Below are 13,981 nucleotides of genomic sequence, written 5' to 3'. Positions count from 1 at the left end.
TTAATGGGTTGGTGCCAAAGGTCCGGGCACATACGCACCCGGACTCAGTTCGCGCGCCGGGACCCAAATTACCCGGTGCTCGCCGCGCCACTCAACGAGCAAATTACTTCGGTTGTGCCACGTAGCGGAGGTAGGGTTTCACGGTCTTGAAACCCTGCGGATATTTCCGCATCGCGTCATCGTTTGAGACGGACGTCGGAATGATGACGTCTTCACCCGGTTTCCAATTCACAGGCGTCGCTACCGTGTGCTTCGCGTTAAGTTGCAGCGAATCGAGCAGACGCATCACCTCGTCGAAATTACGGCCTGCGCTCATCGGGTACACGAGCATGGCTTTGACTTTCTTATCAGGCCCGATGAGAAACACTGAGCGTACGGTCGCGTTATCCACGGCGGTGCGTGGGCCACCGCTCGCGTTCGGGTGAATCATGTCGTAAAGCTTCGCGACGGTCAGGTCCGAATCGCCAATCATCGGGTAGTTGATGGCGTGTCCCTGCGTCTCTTCAATATCCGCTGCCCACTTCTGATGGTCGCTGACGGGATCGACGCTGAGTCCGATAATTTTTGTGTTGCGCTTATCGAATTCCGGCTTGAGGCCCGCCATGTATCCGAGCTCAGTCGTGCAAACGGGTGTGAAATCCTTGGGGTGCGAAAACAGGATCGCCCAATGGTCGCCGATCCATTCGTGAAAATGGATCGTTCCTTCAGTCGTTTCAGCAGTGAAATCCGGCGCTTCTTCCCCTAATCGAATCGGCATCATCATTCTCCATGGAGCGGGTGCACCAGGGGACGTGTACCGCTTGTCGGAGCGTCGGTCCCCGGGCTGCCTTGGCATTTAGTCAGGCGATTGGTTTGATTCAAGATTGGCCTCCGGCTCGTTAAACCGTATCGGGCTGGAGGACCGTCTGCGGGTGCAGCGAATTCAGAGGCTCTCTCCAATAGCCATGATCCAGGACAAATAGGCAGGTGCGCTGCGAGCCCCTCTTATAGCGTAGAACAAAAAAGACGTTCACTCTGGCCATCCTGCTGGGTGAATCCGCCGTGGTGGCGACCAGTTCGCTGGCATTCGAACGAAACAGAATCTGCCATCTTGCTTTGCGAGGCTCCTGCCAATCATCGACGGGCGCAAACCCGTCAGCCTATGTCTTGCGCTTCGTTGGCGAGCGTTCTGTGTCTTCACTTTGCATCGCCGCACTACCTTTGGCGAGTACCTCTGTGAGCGAACAGCGCAACAGATCGATAGCCCGTATGAGCCGTCCGGGGATGGAGCCATGAACGAACCACACATCGACTCCCGTGCGAAAGTCGGTGGTCTCTATCACCTGGAGCGCCGGACGATGCGCCGTGCGTTCCAGCATGTCTGGCGTGACGAGTCCGATACCGAGTCCACGCGCGACCAGCGACAATTGCAGCTCCGATCCAAACGCTTCAACGGCAACATTAAATGGCACTCCCGCTGCCTCGATTGCACGTCTTAACACCGAGCGCATCCCGCAGCCATCCTGATTGAGCACCCATTGGTAACGCGCCAGATCGGCCAGTTTTATCGGCGTGTCGGGCAGGCCGAGGGCGCGCGCTGCCACGATCACGGTCGGCAGGCTTGCGAGGAGCGTAGTGCGCAACGTCTCGGGTGGTGCGAAGCCCGGCGGCATCATCACGATCGATGCATCGAGCGAGCCCCGTTCCACACTCTGCAACAGAGCCGGCGACCAACCCGCTGTTACGCGCAGCGTAAGTCGCGGAAAAGCGCCTCGCAGGAGGTCGACTGGTTTTTCGAGCGCCACTTCGGCCAGAAACGGCGGCATTCCAATTCTCAACTCGCCGGATGGCTCGCTTTCGGGAGAAGCCACCACCATCAGATCGTCCACCGCGCGCAATACGGTGCGCGCCAGCGCGACCACCTCGTTGCCCGCGGCGGTCGGCTTGAGCGGCTTGCTTTGGCGATCGAGCAATTCCACACCCAGCATGGTTTCAAGGTTTTGCACGCGCCGGGTCAACCCAGGCTGCGTGAGATGAAGTTTTTCTGCCGCGCGCACCATCGAACCGCTGTCGACAACTGCAACGAACGCTTGTAGATCACGGGTATTCAAACGGGTGCTCCAATGGGCATTAAAAATTAATCCGCATAATCATTATCAACATATTTCAATTGTCGCATAGTAGATGCGTCACTAGGATGGGTTCTCAAATCCCGTTTGAGAACCCCTTCGATGAATCCATCCGCAGAAAGTCCCGCCCGTGCCATCGCGACGCAGGAAGCTGACAACCCGCACAGACTCACCGGGCCGCTGACTGTCTTCTTCGCGACGGCAGTCGGCGTGATCGTGATGAATCTCTTTGCCGCGCAAACGCTGACCGGTGCGATCAGCCGCAGCTTGCATCTCGCGCCCGAGTTCGCCGGCCTCGCCGCCATGCTGCCGCAACTCGGCTACGCCGTCGGCCTGGTGCTGCTCGTGCCGCTGTGCGACCTGCTGGAGAACCGGCGGCTGATCGTGCGCACACTGGCGTGCGGCGCCGGTTTTCTCGCGGTCGCGATGCTCACTGACTCACGCGTATTGTTCCTGGTCGCTGTATTCCTGGCCGGCGCTGCATCCAGCGTGATCCAGATGCTGGTGCCAATGGCCGCTTCGATGGCGCCGGAAAGCCACCGCGGACGTGCAGTCGGCAACGTGATGAGCGGCTTGATGCTCGGCATCCTGTTGTCGCGTCCGGCCGCCAGCGTGATTGCCGGGTCGGTTGGCTGGCGTGCCTTTTACGGGTTTGCGGCGGTGATCGATGTACTACTCGCTGTTGTCCTGTACATGAAACTGCCTGCCCGCGTGCCGGCCATCCCGACGCGTTATCCGGCACTCCTGTACTCGCTCTGGACGTTGATGCGCACGGAGCCTGTGTTGCAACGGAACGCGGTATCGGCGGCGTTGGTGATGGGCGCGTTCAGCGCGTTCTGGACGGCGATCGGCCTGCGGCTCGTGCAGCCGCCATTCAGCTTCGATATGAACGGCATCGCCCTGTTCGCGCTCGCCGGCGCGGCGGGTGCGGTCGTGACGCCGCTCGCCGGCCGCGCAGGCGACCGTGGGTCGGGTCGCAAGACGTTGCTTGCCGGCCACCTGACGATGCTCCTTGCGCTGGTGGCAATCGGCGTAGCAGGCGCGGGTTGGGGGGGCTTTTCGGCGAGCGCGCATCCCGTACTGGCGGTTGCGATGCTCGTCGCGGGCGCAGCCGCGCTCGACGCAGGCGTTGTCACTGACCAGACCTTGGGCCGGCGTGCGATCAACCTGATGGATCCTGCCGCGCGCGGAAGGCTGAACGGTTTGTTCGTCGGCGTGTTTTTTGTCGGCGGCGCGCTGGGTGCCGCGCTCTCCGGTGCTGCGTGGTCGATGGCCGGCTGGACGGGTGTGTGCGTAGTGGGATTCGCCTTCACCGGCCTCGCTTTCGTTCTCCGGCTGACCAGGCCAGTTGAGGAGGCGAGTTAGAAGGGCAACGGCCGGCATTCTTGGAAAGGTCCGGGCATGCAAGTCATCCGCAGAAACCGGGCAGCTAGAGATCTCCACCGTGACCGTCCGAATGAGCGATTTTCGGCACGCATCGGACCTCCTCCGTCGCCGCAGGTATTCGTGCCGGCGCAAGCGAGCGGGCGTTCGTCATCGACGCACCAACTGGAACGTCGCATTACTCCTTACCCGAATCTGCGTGTCCGATCCGGGTAAGGTGGAACGTGCGCCGCAACTCGAAGCCAAGACGTTCATACAGCGCGATCGCGGATTGGTTGTCACTGAATACGTGCAGGAATGGAGTCTCCCCACGTTGCTCGATTTCCCTGCACAAGAGATTCACGAGCCGGCCAGCAAAGCCCCGGCCGCGCCAGTCGTCATCCACGCAAACCGCGCTTATCTCAACGTATCCGTCGAGGCGCATGCGTTCACCTGCCATCGCAACCAGACGTCCCCGGTCGCGAATGCCGATGTAATTGCCCATCTCGTGCGTTCGCTTACCGAACGGACCCGGCTTGGTCTTCTGGGCCAGATCGAGCATGTCTTTCGCATCGGCGTTGCTTAAGCGAATCACGTCCTGATCGCCCGTACCCCTGGCTTCGTGGCGAGTGGCGACCATCTGATGGATCACGCCCATGCGCTCTGCTCGCAGGGCGTCGATTGGAGCGACAGGGTCGGAGGACAGCAATGCTACCTGCTCATGGGGCAGCAGGAGCGCGTGGAGCGCCTCGTAGGCCGCAGGGGCCTCGTACTCGACGGCGGCAAACGGAGCCACGTCTGGGTGGAAGCGGCGGGCAAGCAGATCACCTTGGCGCAGATGCGCCTGCCTGCCTGTCAGGGCCGCCCAGATCGGGCGATCGAGGCTGGATTGTGTTGAATGGTTCATGCCGGTTCCTTTTGCCAGCCCTGCTTCCTGTTGGACATCAAGCGGCGTTCATCAGCATGCCGAGCGGTGCAAGCGGTCCGACTTGCATCAAGTCGAACGTCAGGAGGTTGTCCCGGCCGAGCGGCAACGCCCTCAGAAGCTTGTCGGCCTCGTCGACCGAGTCCACGTTCATCAAGAAAATAACGCCCTTCATTGCGTCCCGTAACCAGAATTGCTCCATCTTCCCGTCAAGGTAGAGCTGCAACGTTGCCGGGACTTCCTTCGGCATATAAGCCTGTTGTTGCTCGGGGGTAAGCGGCTTGAGTGTGCCAATCGCCATGACTTTCATTGTCTGCTCCAGTTACGAAGGTTGATCTGGGTGCCGTCCGAGGAACGCGGACCCGTTGCGTTCGGATTGAGGACCACTCTAGACAGGAACGTGCCTGCGTACTATTGTCGTAAATGACATTTTTGAGGTCATTTACGACATGAAGCTGACTGTTCTCGCCCTCGATGGAGTGTTCGACACGGGGTTCTCCGCGGTGCTTGACGCTTTCACCACCGCGAACGATCTGGCCGCGATGCAGCAGCCCGGCGTCGGCCCGCATTTTGAAATCGATGTGATCGGTATGCGGCGCGATGTGCGGACTGCGTTGGGGATGCGCGTGCCGGTCAAGCCGGTAAGCGCAATGGACCGGCCGGACTGGCTGGTTGTACCGGCACTCGCTACCAAGATGCCAGAGCAACTGGTGGCGGCGTTCACGCGGCGGGACGTGATCGATGCAATGGCCTTGCTCCGTCAAAGTCACGCGGATGGCGTGAAGATCGCGACTGCTTGCATTGGCACTTTCACGCTGGCGGAATCTGGTTTGCTGAATGGTCAGGAAGCCACTACAACGTGGTGGCTCGCGCCTTTGTTTCGTCAGCGTTACCCGGAGGTGCGCCTGGACAGCGCTCGCATGGTGGTGCCGTCGGGCGGCTTCGCCACCGCGGGCGCCGCGATGGGGCACCTCGATCTCGCTCTTTGGCTGCTGAATCAGGCGAGCCCTGATCTCGCGTCGGTCGTAGCCCGCTATCTTTTGGTGGACGAACGACCTTCGCAGGCGTCCTACATGATTCCGGATCATCTTGCGCGCGCAGATCCGCTCGTCGAGCGCTTCGAGCGCTGGGCAAGAGGCCGGCTCGCCGAGGGCTTTTCGCTTGACGCGGCTGCGAGCGCCCTTGCAACTACTACGCGAACGCTACAGCGTCGCATTGAGGCGGTGCTTGGAAAATCTCCGCTGTCTTACTTCCAGGACCTTCGTGTCGAACGAGCGGTTCATCTCCTTCGCACGAGCCGCCTCGACATCGAGGCGATTGCCGCGGCGGTCGGCTATGTCGATGGCGCGACGTTGCGCACGCTGTTGCGCCGCCGCCTCGGGCGCGGGGTGCGCGAGCTGCGTGGCGCCAGGGGAGGGGACATTTGAAAGCGCTGCTTTTCAGTAGATATGGGACCTGCAGGCGGCGATGGTGATGGGTTGCAATCCTAAGTGACCTCAGCCGACCGCGTCAGGGAGCGCTATCGGCCATGAGGCGACATTCGCCGGACTTTCTGCCGGACCACCAGACGTCGGCTTGCCACCGCAATCCTGTCATCGCGAAATCAATGCGGCATTTCTCGCTCGACTCTGTCAGGCGAAAGACGCGGCAGCCGCTCGATAAGAGAGGCCTTATAGGCAGATTTTCTATGGTCTCCGGCCCGCCGGACTAAACGAGGTCTCGCGAGCTCTCGCCTCTTCGGGACAGGACCTGAAATGCTGGTAGCGGGGGAGACGACATCATTGGTGCGATCGCCGAACTCGTTGATGACGCCTGTAGCGCGGGCGACAATTGGGAACCGAGCTCACACTGAGCCCGAGTTCTTCAACGACCAGGTTGGGATGAGGGAAACGCGCATGAGGCCTAAGAGTTACGCACTGCATCAGTCGTACATCTTGAGCACTTCGGCCAGCGCTCCTTCGATTATCCTGTTCGACAGATTCGTGTCCTTCACTGCGCGAGCGAGTGCGATTGAACCCACCCAGGTGCTAAAAATCATCACCGCTTTATCCTGGGCGTCTTCCGCTTCAGGAAAAGACTGCGCGAGCAAATCGAGGATTTCACTGACACGTTCGGTGAATACCTCGCGAGTTGCGTCGGGAGCGCGCGCCACGTCGTTGACCAACGCCGAAATCGGGCAACCTCGGCCGACGTTGTTCCGATGACTGGTAGACACGTAGGTGCTTATCGCGCGCTGAGGCTCCGTCTTGAGCGCGTCCTGAATATGCTCGATGTCCTGCAGCGCGAGGATGAAGGCCTCCGTCACAAGCGCATCGCGTGATTCGAAATGCTTGTAGAAGCCGCCGACGGTCAAGCCGGCTTCTTTCATGATGTCGCCGACACTAATTCCGTCAATACCGCGCTCGCGGAAACGACGCGCGGCGACCTCCACGATCCGTTGATGCGTGGCCAGTTTGTCAGCTTGTGAGTGCCCCATTTTTTTCTGTCTCAAAGATGCGTTGTCCTGCGGATCGATCGGCGGCGCCGCTCGCCCGCTCTTGCCGCCGCAGCGATCAGCTTGCGTCGGCCGACGACTTCACGATGGCCGTCAGTTGCACGGTTCTGGCAACGCGAAAGCCGAGTTCCCGATACAGACGGACGGCGGCAACGTTGTTGGTGAACACATGAAGGAACGGCACCTTGTTGCGTTCCTGGATTGTTGCCGACAGATGCTCCATCAACAGCCGACCCAACCCTCGACCACGCCACTCCGGGTGCGTGCACACAGCGCTGATTTCGACGTATTTGCCGGCAGTCATTCTTTCGCCCGCCATCGCCACCAGTTCGCCGCCCTCCTTAATGCCAAAGAAGTGACCTAGTTCGTTGGTCCGGGCGTTGAATGGTCCGGGTTCGGTCAGCCCGGCGAGTCGGAGCATATCAGCAGTGTCGTCGACGCCGAGTCGCACGATCCGCTTATCGGACGATACGGTGAACCTCCTGGTGGCAACCATCTGATTGGCAACCGCCTCGCGCACCACGTCGAAGCCGGGCGGCAAGTCCGGTTTGCCCGCCGTGAAGAACGAAAGACGCTGTCCTGGCTGGAGCATCGCTGCAACCGGTGAAACGCTTTGCGCAGTGTAATTTTGCGCGGCCCCGAACGGCGCAAATTCCGGGCGATACCGGGCCGCGCCCTCGCGGCGCTCCACGAAGGCCGGAGGCGCCTCGGTCAGCGCGATCCATACGGGATTCACGAGGGATTCCTCAGTTGCCACTTCACTGGCTGTATCAAGGTTGGAGGACTGCATGACAAGCTCCTGTTTTATTCGTCTTCTCTGCTATGGAACCGTGCTCAGGCGAACAGCGCCGCGTGTTTCCTGATAAATGCCTGGACCGTCATTGGCGCAGTACCGGTCAATTCCTCAATGAAGGAATCGGTTCCGGCGAAAATTCCTTCCTGGTAATCGACGGCAACTGACAGCAGATGCTGCGCGAAGGTGTCGCTAAATTTTGCATCGGTGTCCAGGCGCTTTTTGAACATGTCGAGATCGACCGGTTGATATGTCACAGTACTGCCCAACGCCAGGCTCATTTCTGCCGCGATCTCATGGTGATTCATCTCGACCGGCCCGTACAGCGGATAGACCTTGCCCGCGTGCGGTGCAGGATCGCGAAGGATGGCGGCAATCACGCGACCCTGATCCTCGGCTGCAATCGGCGCGTGACGCCCATCGCCAAAGGGAAGGCGCAATACGCCGTCCTTTTTGACGCTCGCGACCTGGCCCGGGTAGGTCAGCCATTGAGCGAAGAACGTAGGGCGAAGATGCGTGACCGGCGTGCCAGCCCAGTCGAACACCTGCTCCGAGATCCAATGATCTCGCGCAGCATGGCTTTTCGCTTCACGGCGGGCCGAAATCTGCGACATGTTCACAATGGATTCGATTCCGGCCTCGCGGGCCGCCTGTGCGAAGGAAGCGCTGGCCGCTATCCCTCCAGCCTCGATCGGATAAACGAAATAGGCCGATGACATGCCTTGGAGCGCGCGTGCGACGTCGTCGATAACCGAGAGGTCGCCAACCAGCACCTCGACGCCCTGCGCGCGCAGTCGTTCTGAACGGGCATCCTCGCGTCGCACCAAAGTTCGTACCTGTTCGCTTGCAGCCAGAAGGGCCGCCGTGGCTGCTCCGCCCGTATCGCCCATCGCGCCTGCGATAAAAAATTTACGTGAAGTCATTTGTAAGCTCCGCTCAGTTCATTGTGTTGGACGGTGATGAAAGCTTCAGTCACCGGATCTGAAATAGATTATAATCATAATCCTGAGCGGTGATTGATGATAATCTTGCAGTAGTTTTTTGCAGAATACCGGTCTCGACGCGGCCGGCAAGCGCGCCAGGCTGCGTTTGCGAACGCACGCTGCATTTGAAACCGAAGACCACGTCCTTCCTGAACGACCGTACATCGGAGATTCTTCTGCCATGATCGCCCACACCTTCGCCTCGCCCCGTCATTCCACGCGCTATTGGGAGGCTGGTCCTGCCGAGGGGCCATTAATGATCTTCTCCCATGGCTGGCCCGGCGTTGGTTTGCTGTGGCGCGCGCAGATCGAGGCATTCGCGTCGGCGGGCTGGCGCTGCATTGCGCCGGACATGCGCGGCTACGGCGGCTCCTCGACACCCGATGCGCCCGATGCCTACGCGCTCCAGGAGATCGTTGACGACATGGTCGAGCTTCATGACCACCTGGGCGCGAGTCCGGCAATATGGGTCGGCCACGATCTGGGAAGCCCGGTGGCCGGTGCACTCGCTGCACATCACCCGAAGCGCAGTCGCGCGGTCGTGTTCGTCTCCGTTCCGTATATGCCCGAGAGTTTCGGGTTGCGCACTCTGCTGCGTTTGGTCGATCGGACGCGCTATCCCGCCGATCAGTATCCGGATGGGCAATGGGACTACTACCGCTTCTACCTGACGCATTTCGAGCAGACCGTTATTGACTTCAATGCCGACATAGCTTCGTCACTGGCAGCGATCTATCGGTCTGGAGACCCGAAGTCCGCGGGCCAGATCTATCGCTCTGCGCTGGTCTCGCGCAATGGCGGCTGGTTCGGTTCGGCACGTCGCGCGCCGGCGGTGGCGCCGGACGCGGCGCTCTGGCCGTCGGCTGACTTCGACGCGCTGGTTGATGCGTTCCGTGTCACCGGTTTTCGTCCGGGTAACGCCTGGTATCTGAACGATGACGCTAACATCGCCTACGCTCGAAGTGCGCCCGACAGCGGTCGCCTGACCCAGCCCGTGCTGTTCGTGAATGGCGAATTCGACGGCATCTGCGACATCACGCGCAGCGCTCTCGGCGAGCCCATGCGAAACGCGTGCACGAATCTGTCCGTGACGACGGTGGGCGCAGGCCACTGGCTGCCGCTCGAACACAAGGCTGAACTCGTCCAGGCAATGCGCTCCTGGCTTGAGGAGAAGGGGCTGTCGTAGCCATCACGGACGCATTCCGACCGGCATACGGTCCTTCACGTTGACTAAAGGAGTTGAATGAAATGAGCGCCTCGAATACCGATGACGTAACCTCAGATTCCAGCGATGGCGTCAAACAATACGACATTGCGACCAACGGCATCACGTTGCACGTGACCGAGCAAGGGGAGGGGCCAGCCGTGCTGTTCTGCCACGGTTTTCCGGACACCTCCTATACGTGGCGCCAGCAGATGAAGGTCATCGCGTCGGCGGGGTATCGAGCCATTGCCCCGGATATGCGAGGTTATGGGCGAAGCTCGGCGCCGGCCGATGCGAGCCTGTACACACCGTTGCACACTGCAGGCGACCTGGTCGGGCTACTCGATGCGCTGGAGATTCCCCGTGCCGTCCTCGTCGGTCATGACTGGGGCGCGACGCATGCGTGGAACGCGGCACTGATGCGTCCGGACAGATTCGCGGCGGTATTCTGCCTCAGTGTCCCCTATGTGCCGCGCGCAGAGGTCAGTGTTTTCGACAGGATGCGCAAGGCGGGGCATCAAAACAAGTTCTATATGTTCGAGCAGATTCGGCCCGACGCCGATGAAATCTGGGCGAACGCCGCGGTGACCATTCCCGGCATTCTGTATTGGGCATCGGGTACAGCGCCGGCCGGCGAGCAGTGGAGCCCGATGGATCCGGCCCGGAGCCTTCATCGTGCTGCACCCGGACCGTTGCCTGCGTGGGCGCCGCCGGACTACGTCGCGCATAACATTGCGGAATTTCAGCGTACCGGTTTCCACGGCGGGTTGAACTACTACCGCGCGGCGGAGCCGTATTTCGCCTTGTCCGCCCCGTGGAAGGGCGCGAAGATCGGTCAGCCGTCGTTTTTTATCTGGGGCAAGGCGGATGGTCTCAAAGAGCTCTATCCGCTTAGCCTGGACGACCTTCGCGCTGGCTTACCGGGCCTTGTAGGCGGGCTCGAACTCGATAACACGGGGCATTGGGTACAACATGAGGCCGCCGCAGAGATCAGCGACCAACTGCTGAAGTTCGTGCGCACTGTTGATCTCGCATGATCGTTACGTACACTGCCCGGTTTGCTCTCGCTTCAGGCTCCAGTTCGTGGAGCGAAGACAATGGCGGTGCAACGCAGGCTCACGAGAGTCTTCAATGACCCTTGTACTCAAAGAACGGACATCGACTAACAGCGACATCGGTTGTCCGAGTTGGGTCGACCACGGAAGTTCGCCACCGGTCGGCTGCCGCGGCTAGCAACGCTGACCTCGTACTTGCGGGTTCGGCCATGAGCAGCCGCTGACCAATCAGCTCCCAACGCCCCATTGAAAACCGCAGCGGTCGTTCGGACGTCGTCGCGGCCCGCTCGATCTGGCGCGCGCTGCTCGCGCAGCAGTTCATCGAGCGAAATCTGGTAGTACGTGGCGATTCGCTCTCGACAATAGTTCAAGTCCATTGACTCGATTGATCGTTCCTGCCCATCGCACCTGAATCCCGAAATCGACAAGGTCCCCGCAAGTCGTCCGACGGCACGCTGCAGGCTGATGCGTATGGCAGTTATCTGCGTGGCGGATGAGAGTCTGGCGAGAGCCAACCTTATAGCGGGGCGTGAGCGCCGCATAGGTGCCCTGCACAATGCGGTATCACTCGTTTGCCGGGCCATGCGCTTCGCCGAAGCGGGACATGCCCGCGAGTGGCCCCGTTTTCGTCGCTTCGATCAGGTAGTCGAGGAAGGCCCGTACAGAGGGCGACGTGCGTCGCGAACGTTCGAAGAGCGCATTCACGGGCGCATGCATTGGTTCGTAGTCTTGAAGGATACGCCGTAGCCGGCCACGCTCGATGTCGTCCGCCACTTGCCACGATGGAGCGCGCACGATGCCCGCACCGTCGATCGCAGCGGCCGCGAGCACGTCGAGCGCGTTAGCCCAGAGGCGGCCTGTAATGCGGGCGGAACGACGAGTGCCTGCGGACTTGAAGTGCCAATCGACGGGGCCAGACTGATCAGAGAAAACGAGGCAGTCGTGCTGACGCAGCTCATCAGGCGAGCAAGGCACGCCGCGGCGCTCGATATAAGACGGCGCGGCGCAAACGATCATGCGCACGTCGCCGAGCTTGCGTGCGACGAGCGCTGAATCGGGCTGGCGGCCCACGCGAATCGCGAGGTGGATGTCCTCCTCGACGAGATTCACGGCGCGGTCGACCAGCAGCAGTTCGATCGAAACTGCGGGGTGGCGCGCAAGGAAGCACGGCAGGAGCGGCGCGATGACGGTTCGGCCCAGCAGCGTAGGCGCAGCGATACACAAACGGCCCGAGAGCTCGCTGCGGCCCGCGCTGAGCAGTGCGCCCACTTCGTCCAGCTCCGCGAGGATCGACTTCGCACGCTCGAAAAAGAGGCGCCCCTCGTTCGTCAGCGCAATGTGCCGTGTCGTACGGCGCAGCAACTGCATGCCGAATTGCGTCTCAAGCGCCGACAAGTGGCGACTCACCGAAGTCAGCGACATCGGAATTGCACGGGCGGCGGCAGACAGACTGCCGGCTTCCACCACTCGGACAAACACATTCATTGCGTCGAATCGGTCCATTCGCCTTTCCTTAAATCGGAAGAGTCATTACCGATTTTTGACGGTACTCCCGAATCGGGGAATAGTCTACATTCCCCCTGGAGCAACCCGCAAAAGCCAGCGCGCCACGACTCGGCTCAAGCGTGCGAGCACTTCGAAATTTTCCCGCAAAGGGTGGACGCAGATGAAGCAATCGATCTACTGGTACATGGCACTCGCAGCCGGACTCGTCGTCGCCAATAATTATTACAACCAGCCGCTGCTCGTCGATTTCGCGCATACGTTCAGGGTTACTGAAGGTCAGGCCGGTGTGGTTTCCATCGCCGCACAGGCTGGTTATGCGCTGGGCCTGCTTTTCTTCATTCCGCTAGGCGACAAGGTCGAGCTTCGCAAGCTCTTCGCGTTCACGTTGACGGCGTCCGTCGTCGCGCTCGTCGCGATGGCGGCGGCGCCCACGCTGCCTTGGGCCGTGGCGGCGAGTTTTGCCGCGGGCATGGCAAGTGTGGCGCCGCAACTTCTCACGCCTCTTGCGGCGCAGATTGCAGGACCCCAGGGCCGCGGCAAGGCCGTCGGGATCGTGATGCTGGGCCTGCTTTGCGGCATCCTCGTCTCTCGCACGGTATCGGGCGTGATCGCCGCGTATTTCGGATGGCGCGCCGTCTACGCCTTCGCGGCAGTCGCGATGGTGGCCGTTGCCGCCATGCTTGCGCGCGTGCTTCCACGCGTCGAGCCGACCTTCTCGGGTAGCTACGGCGTGCTGATGCGTTCGCTGTTTGCGTTGCTGCGCGAGGAGCCCGTGGTACGCCAGACCGCTTGGATCGCAGCGTTGCAGTTTGCCGCATTCAGCGCGTTCTGGACGACGCTCGCGTTTCACCTGCACGGCCTCGACCCACATTACGGCAGCGAGACGGCCGGATTGTTCGGGCTCGTCGGTGTCGCCGGCGCGAGCGCGTCCTATGCTGTCGGCAAGCTGGCCGATGCTCACGATCCACGTCGTGTCATTCTCGCCGCCAGCATCGTCTTCATCGCCTCGTATGGGCTGCTTGCCTGGAAAGGAGCGAGCATCGGCGGGTTAATCGTTGGCGTAATCCTGCTCGATCTCGGCTTGCAAAGCTCGCATGTCTCGAACATGGCGCGCAACCTGGCGGTTCGGGGCACTGCGATGAGCCGCGCCAACACGCTTTATATGACGATTCGTTTTGCGGGCGGGGCGATCGGCGCGACGCTTGGTAATTATGCGTGGAGCATGTGGCATTGGCCGGGCGTGTGCGGCGTTGGGCTTGTCTTTGCCGGCGCCTCAGTGCTGTTGCAGGTCACTCCCGCGTCCGGTCAGCGGCGGCCGGTGGCGGAACGCGGGAAAAGCACTGACCATGAGGTGCGTGCAACGCGATAGGCAATCGAGCGATCGCATCAAACAGATCGCACTGCCTCAGGCGTATGGATGGACTGCTCGCTGATCACGGCGAATCTCACCGATTGTTCGAAGCGGTCGCTTCAGGGTAGGGGCACGCCGACAGGTGGGATAGAGGTGAATCGGGCGTTAAAAAGGTGGGGACGAAGCGCGGCCAGGTGCGG

13 protein-coding genes are annotated in these 13,981 nt (G+C 61.0%); 5 read left to right on the top strand and 8 right to left on the bottom strand.

Annotated features, from left to right (window positions below):
* Nucleotides 1-103: 103 nt before the first annotated feature.
* Together SBC1_RS21965 and SBC1_RS21960 are read right to left on the bottom strand one after the other, a co-directional pair.
* A complete protein-coding gene (locus SBC1_RS21965; protein WP_165101354.1) occupies nt 104-757 on the bottom strand; it encodes a peroxiredoxin in 654 nt (217 codons plus the stop codon).
* A 382-nt stretch (nt 758-1,139) separates the two neighbouring features.
* On the bottom strand, nt 1,140-2,090 hold the full coding sequence (locus SBC1_RS21960; protein WP_165096321.1) for a LysR family transcriptional regulator: 951 nt from the start codon (nt 2,088-2,090) through the stop codon (nt 1,140-1,142).
* A 120-nt stretch (nt 2,091-2,210) separates the two neighbouring features.
* Between SBC1_RS21960 and SBC1_RS21955 the strand changes: the two genes are divergently transcribed.
* The gene (locus SBC1_RS21955; RefSeq protein ID WP_165096325.1) at nt 2,211-3,473 is read left to right on the top strand and encodes an MFS transporter; all 1,263 of its coding nucleotides are present in this window, start codon (nt 2,211-2,213) and stop codon (nt 3,471-3,473) included.
* A 196-nt stretch (nt 3,474-3,669) separates the two neighbouring features.
* On the opposite strand, the gene SBC1_RS21950 is transcribed toward SBC1_RS21955, so the two are convergent.
* Both SBC1_RS21950 and SBC1_RS21945 read right to left on the bottom strand, forming a co-directional pair.
* Entirely contained in the window at nt 3,670-4,377 is a 708-nt protein-coding gene (locus tag SBC1_RS21950) for a GNAT family N-acetyltransferase (protein ID WP_165096330.1), read from the bottom strand.
* 37 nt (nt 4,378-4,414) lie between these two features.
* Complete coding sequence (locus SBC1_RS21945) at nt 4,415-4,705, bottom strand: hypothetical protein (RefSeq protein WP_165096335.1); 291 nt, start codon at nt 4,703-4,705, stop codon at nt 4,415-4,417.
* 139 nt (nt 4,706-4,844) lie between these two features.
* Between SBC1_RS21945 and SBC1_RS21940 the strand changes: the two genes are divergently transcribed.
* The gene (locus tag SBC1_RS21940; RefSeq protein WP_165096339.1) at nt 4,845-5,822 is read left to right on the top strand and encodes a GlxA family transcriptional regulator; all 978 of its coding nucleotides are present in this window, start codon (nt 4,845-4,847) and stop codon (nt 5,820-5,822) included.
* Nucleotides 5,823-6,316: 494 nt separating this feature from the next.
* Here the strand turns inward: SBC1_RS21940 and SBC1_RS21935 are convergent, their stop codons facing one another.
* The 3 genes from SBC1_RS21935 to SBC1_RS21925 all read right to left on the bottom strand — a co-directional run bounded on the left by SBC1_RS21935 (nt 6,317) and on the right by SBC1_RS21925 (nt 8,605).
* Nucleotides 6,317-6,871 (bottom strand): TetR/AcrR family transcriptional regulator, encoded by a 555-nt coding sequence (locus tag SBC1_RS21935; RefSeq protein WP_165096344.1) that lies wholly within the window; start codon nt 6,869-6,871, stop codon nt 6,317-6,319.
* Nucleotides 6,872-6,947: 76 nt separating this feature from the next.
* Nucleotides 6,948-7,679: a GNAT family N-acetyltransferase gene (locus SBC1_RS21930; protein ID WP_165096350.1), complete on the bottom strand. Its 732-nt coding sequence runs from the start codon at nt 7,677-7,679 to the stop codon at nt 6,948-6,950.
* Nucleotides 7,680-7,723: 44 nt separating this feature from the next.
* A complete protein-coding gene (locus tag SBC1_RS21925; protein ID WP_165096355.1) occupies nt 7,724-8,605 on the bottom strand; it encodes an NmrA family NAD(P)-binding protein in 882 nt (293 codons plus the stop codon).
* A 241-nt stretch (nt 8,606-8,846) separates the two neighbouring features.
* On the opposite strand from SBC1_RS21925, the gene SBC1_RS21920 reads away from it, so the two are divergent.
* Entirely contained in the window at nt 8,847-9,851 is a 1,005-nt protein-coding gene (locus tag SBC1_RS21920; protein ID WP_165096362.1) for an alpha/beta fold hydrolase, read from the top strand.
* A 62-nt stretch (nt 9,852-9,913) separates the two neighbouring features.
* Nucleotides 9,914-10,906, top strand: a complete 993-nt coding sequence (locus SBC1_RS21915; RefSeq protein WP_165096365.1) for an alpha/beta fold hydrolase — start codon at nt 9,914-9,916, stop codon at nt 10,904-10,906.
* Between the two features lie 582 nt (nt 10,907-11,488).
* On the opposite strand, the gene SBC1_RS21910 is transcribed toward SBC1_RS21915, so the two are convergent.
* Complete coding sequence (locus tag SBC1_RS21910; RefSeq protein ID WP_165096370.1) at nt 11,489-12,427, bottom strand: LysR family transcriptional regulator; 939 nt, start codon at nt 12,425-12,427, stop codon at nt 11,489-11,491.
* Between the two features lie 163 nt (nt 12,428-12,590).
* Between SBC1_RS21910 and SBC1_RS21905 the strand changes: the two genes are divergently transcribed.
* Nucleotides 12,591-13,799, top strand: coding sequence for an MFS transporter (locus SBC1_RS21905; RefSeq protein ID WP_165096375.1), 1,209 nt, complete (start codon nt 12,591-12,593; stop codon nt 13,797-13,799).
* Nucleotides 13,800-13,981: the final 182 nt, after the last annotated feature.

The sequence above is a fragment of the Caballeronia sp. SBC1 genome (assembly GCF_011493005.1).
Lineage (GTDB): Bacteria > Pseudomonadota > Gammaproteobacteria > Burkholderiales > Burkholderiaceae > Caballeronia.
The sequence above is the reverse complement of the archived record's forward strand: the minus strand, read 5'-3'. Positions and strand labels throughout refer to the sequence as shown.

Coding starts and splice junctions, on each gene's coding strand:
- SBC1_RS21925 (WP_165096355.1), bottom strand. CDS start 8,605: ATGACTTCACGTAAATTTTTTATCGCAGGCGCGATGGGCGATACGGGC.
- SBC1_RS21915 (WP_165096365.1), top strand. CDS start 9,914: ATGAGCGCCTCGAATACCGATGACGTAACCTCAGATTCCAGCGATGGC.
- SBC1_RS21945 (WP_165096335.1), bottom strand. CDS start 4,705: ATGAAAGTCATGGCGATTGGCACACTCAAGCCGCTTACCCCCGAGCAA.
- SBC1_RS21935 (WP_165096344.1), bottom strand. CDS start 6,871: ATGGGGCACTCACAAGCTGACAAACTGGCCACGCATCAACGGATCGTG.
- SBC1_RS21940 (WP_165096339.1), top strand. CDS start 4,845: ATGAAGCTGACTGTTCTCGCCCTCGATGGAGTGTTCGACACGGGGTTC.
- SBC1_RS21905 (WP_165096375.1), top strand. CDS start 12,591: ATGAAGCAATCGATCTACTGGTACATGGCACTCGCAGCCGGACTCGTC.
- SBC1_RS21930 (WP_165096350.1), bottom strand. CDS start 7,679: ATGCAGTCCTCCAACCTTGATACAGCCAGTGAAGTGGCAACTGAGGAA.
- SBC1_RS21910 (WP_165096370.1), bottom strand. CDS start 12,427: ATGGACCGATTCGACGCAATGAATGTGTTTGTCCGAGTGGTGGAAGCC.
- SBC1_RS21920 (WP_165096362.1), top strand. CDS start 8,847: ATGATCGCCCACACCTTCGCCTCGCCCCGTCATTCCACGCGCTATTGG.
- SBC1_RS21950 (WP_165096330.1), bottom strand. CDS start 4,377: ATGAACCATTCAACACAATCCAGCCTCGATCGCCCGATCTGGGCGGCC.
- SBC1_RS21955 (WP_165096325.1), top strand. CDS start 2,211: ATGAATCCATCCGCAGAAAGTCCCGCCCGTGCCATCGCGACGCAGGAA.
- SBC1_RS21965 (WP_165101354.1), bottom strand. CDS start 757: ATGCCGATTCGATTAGGGGAAGAAGCGCCGGATTTCACTGCTGAAACG.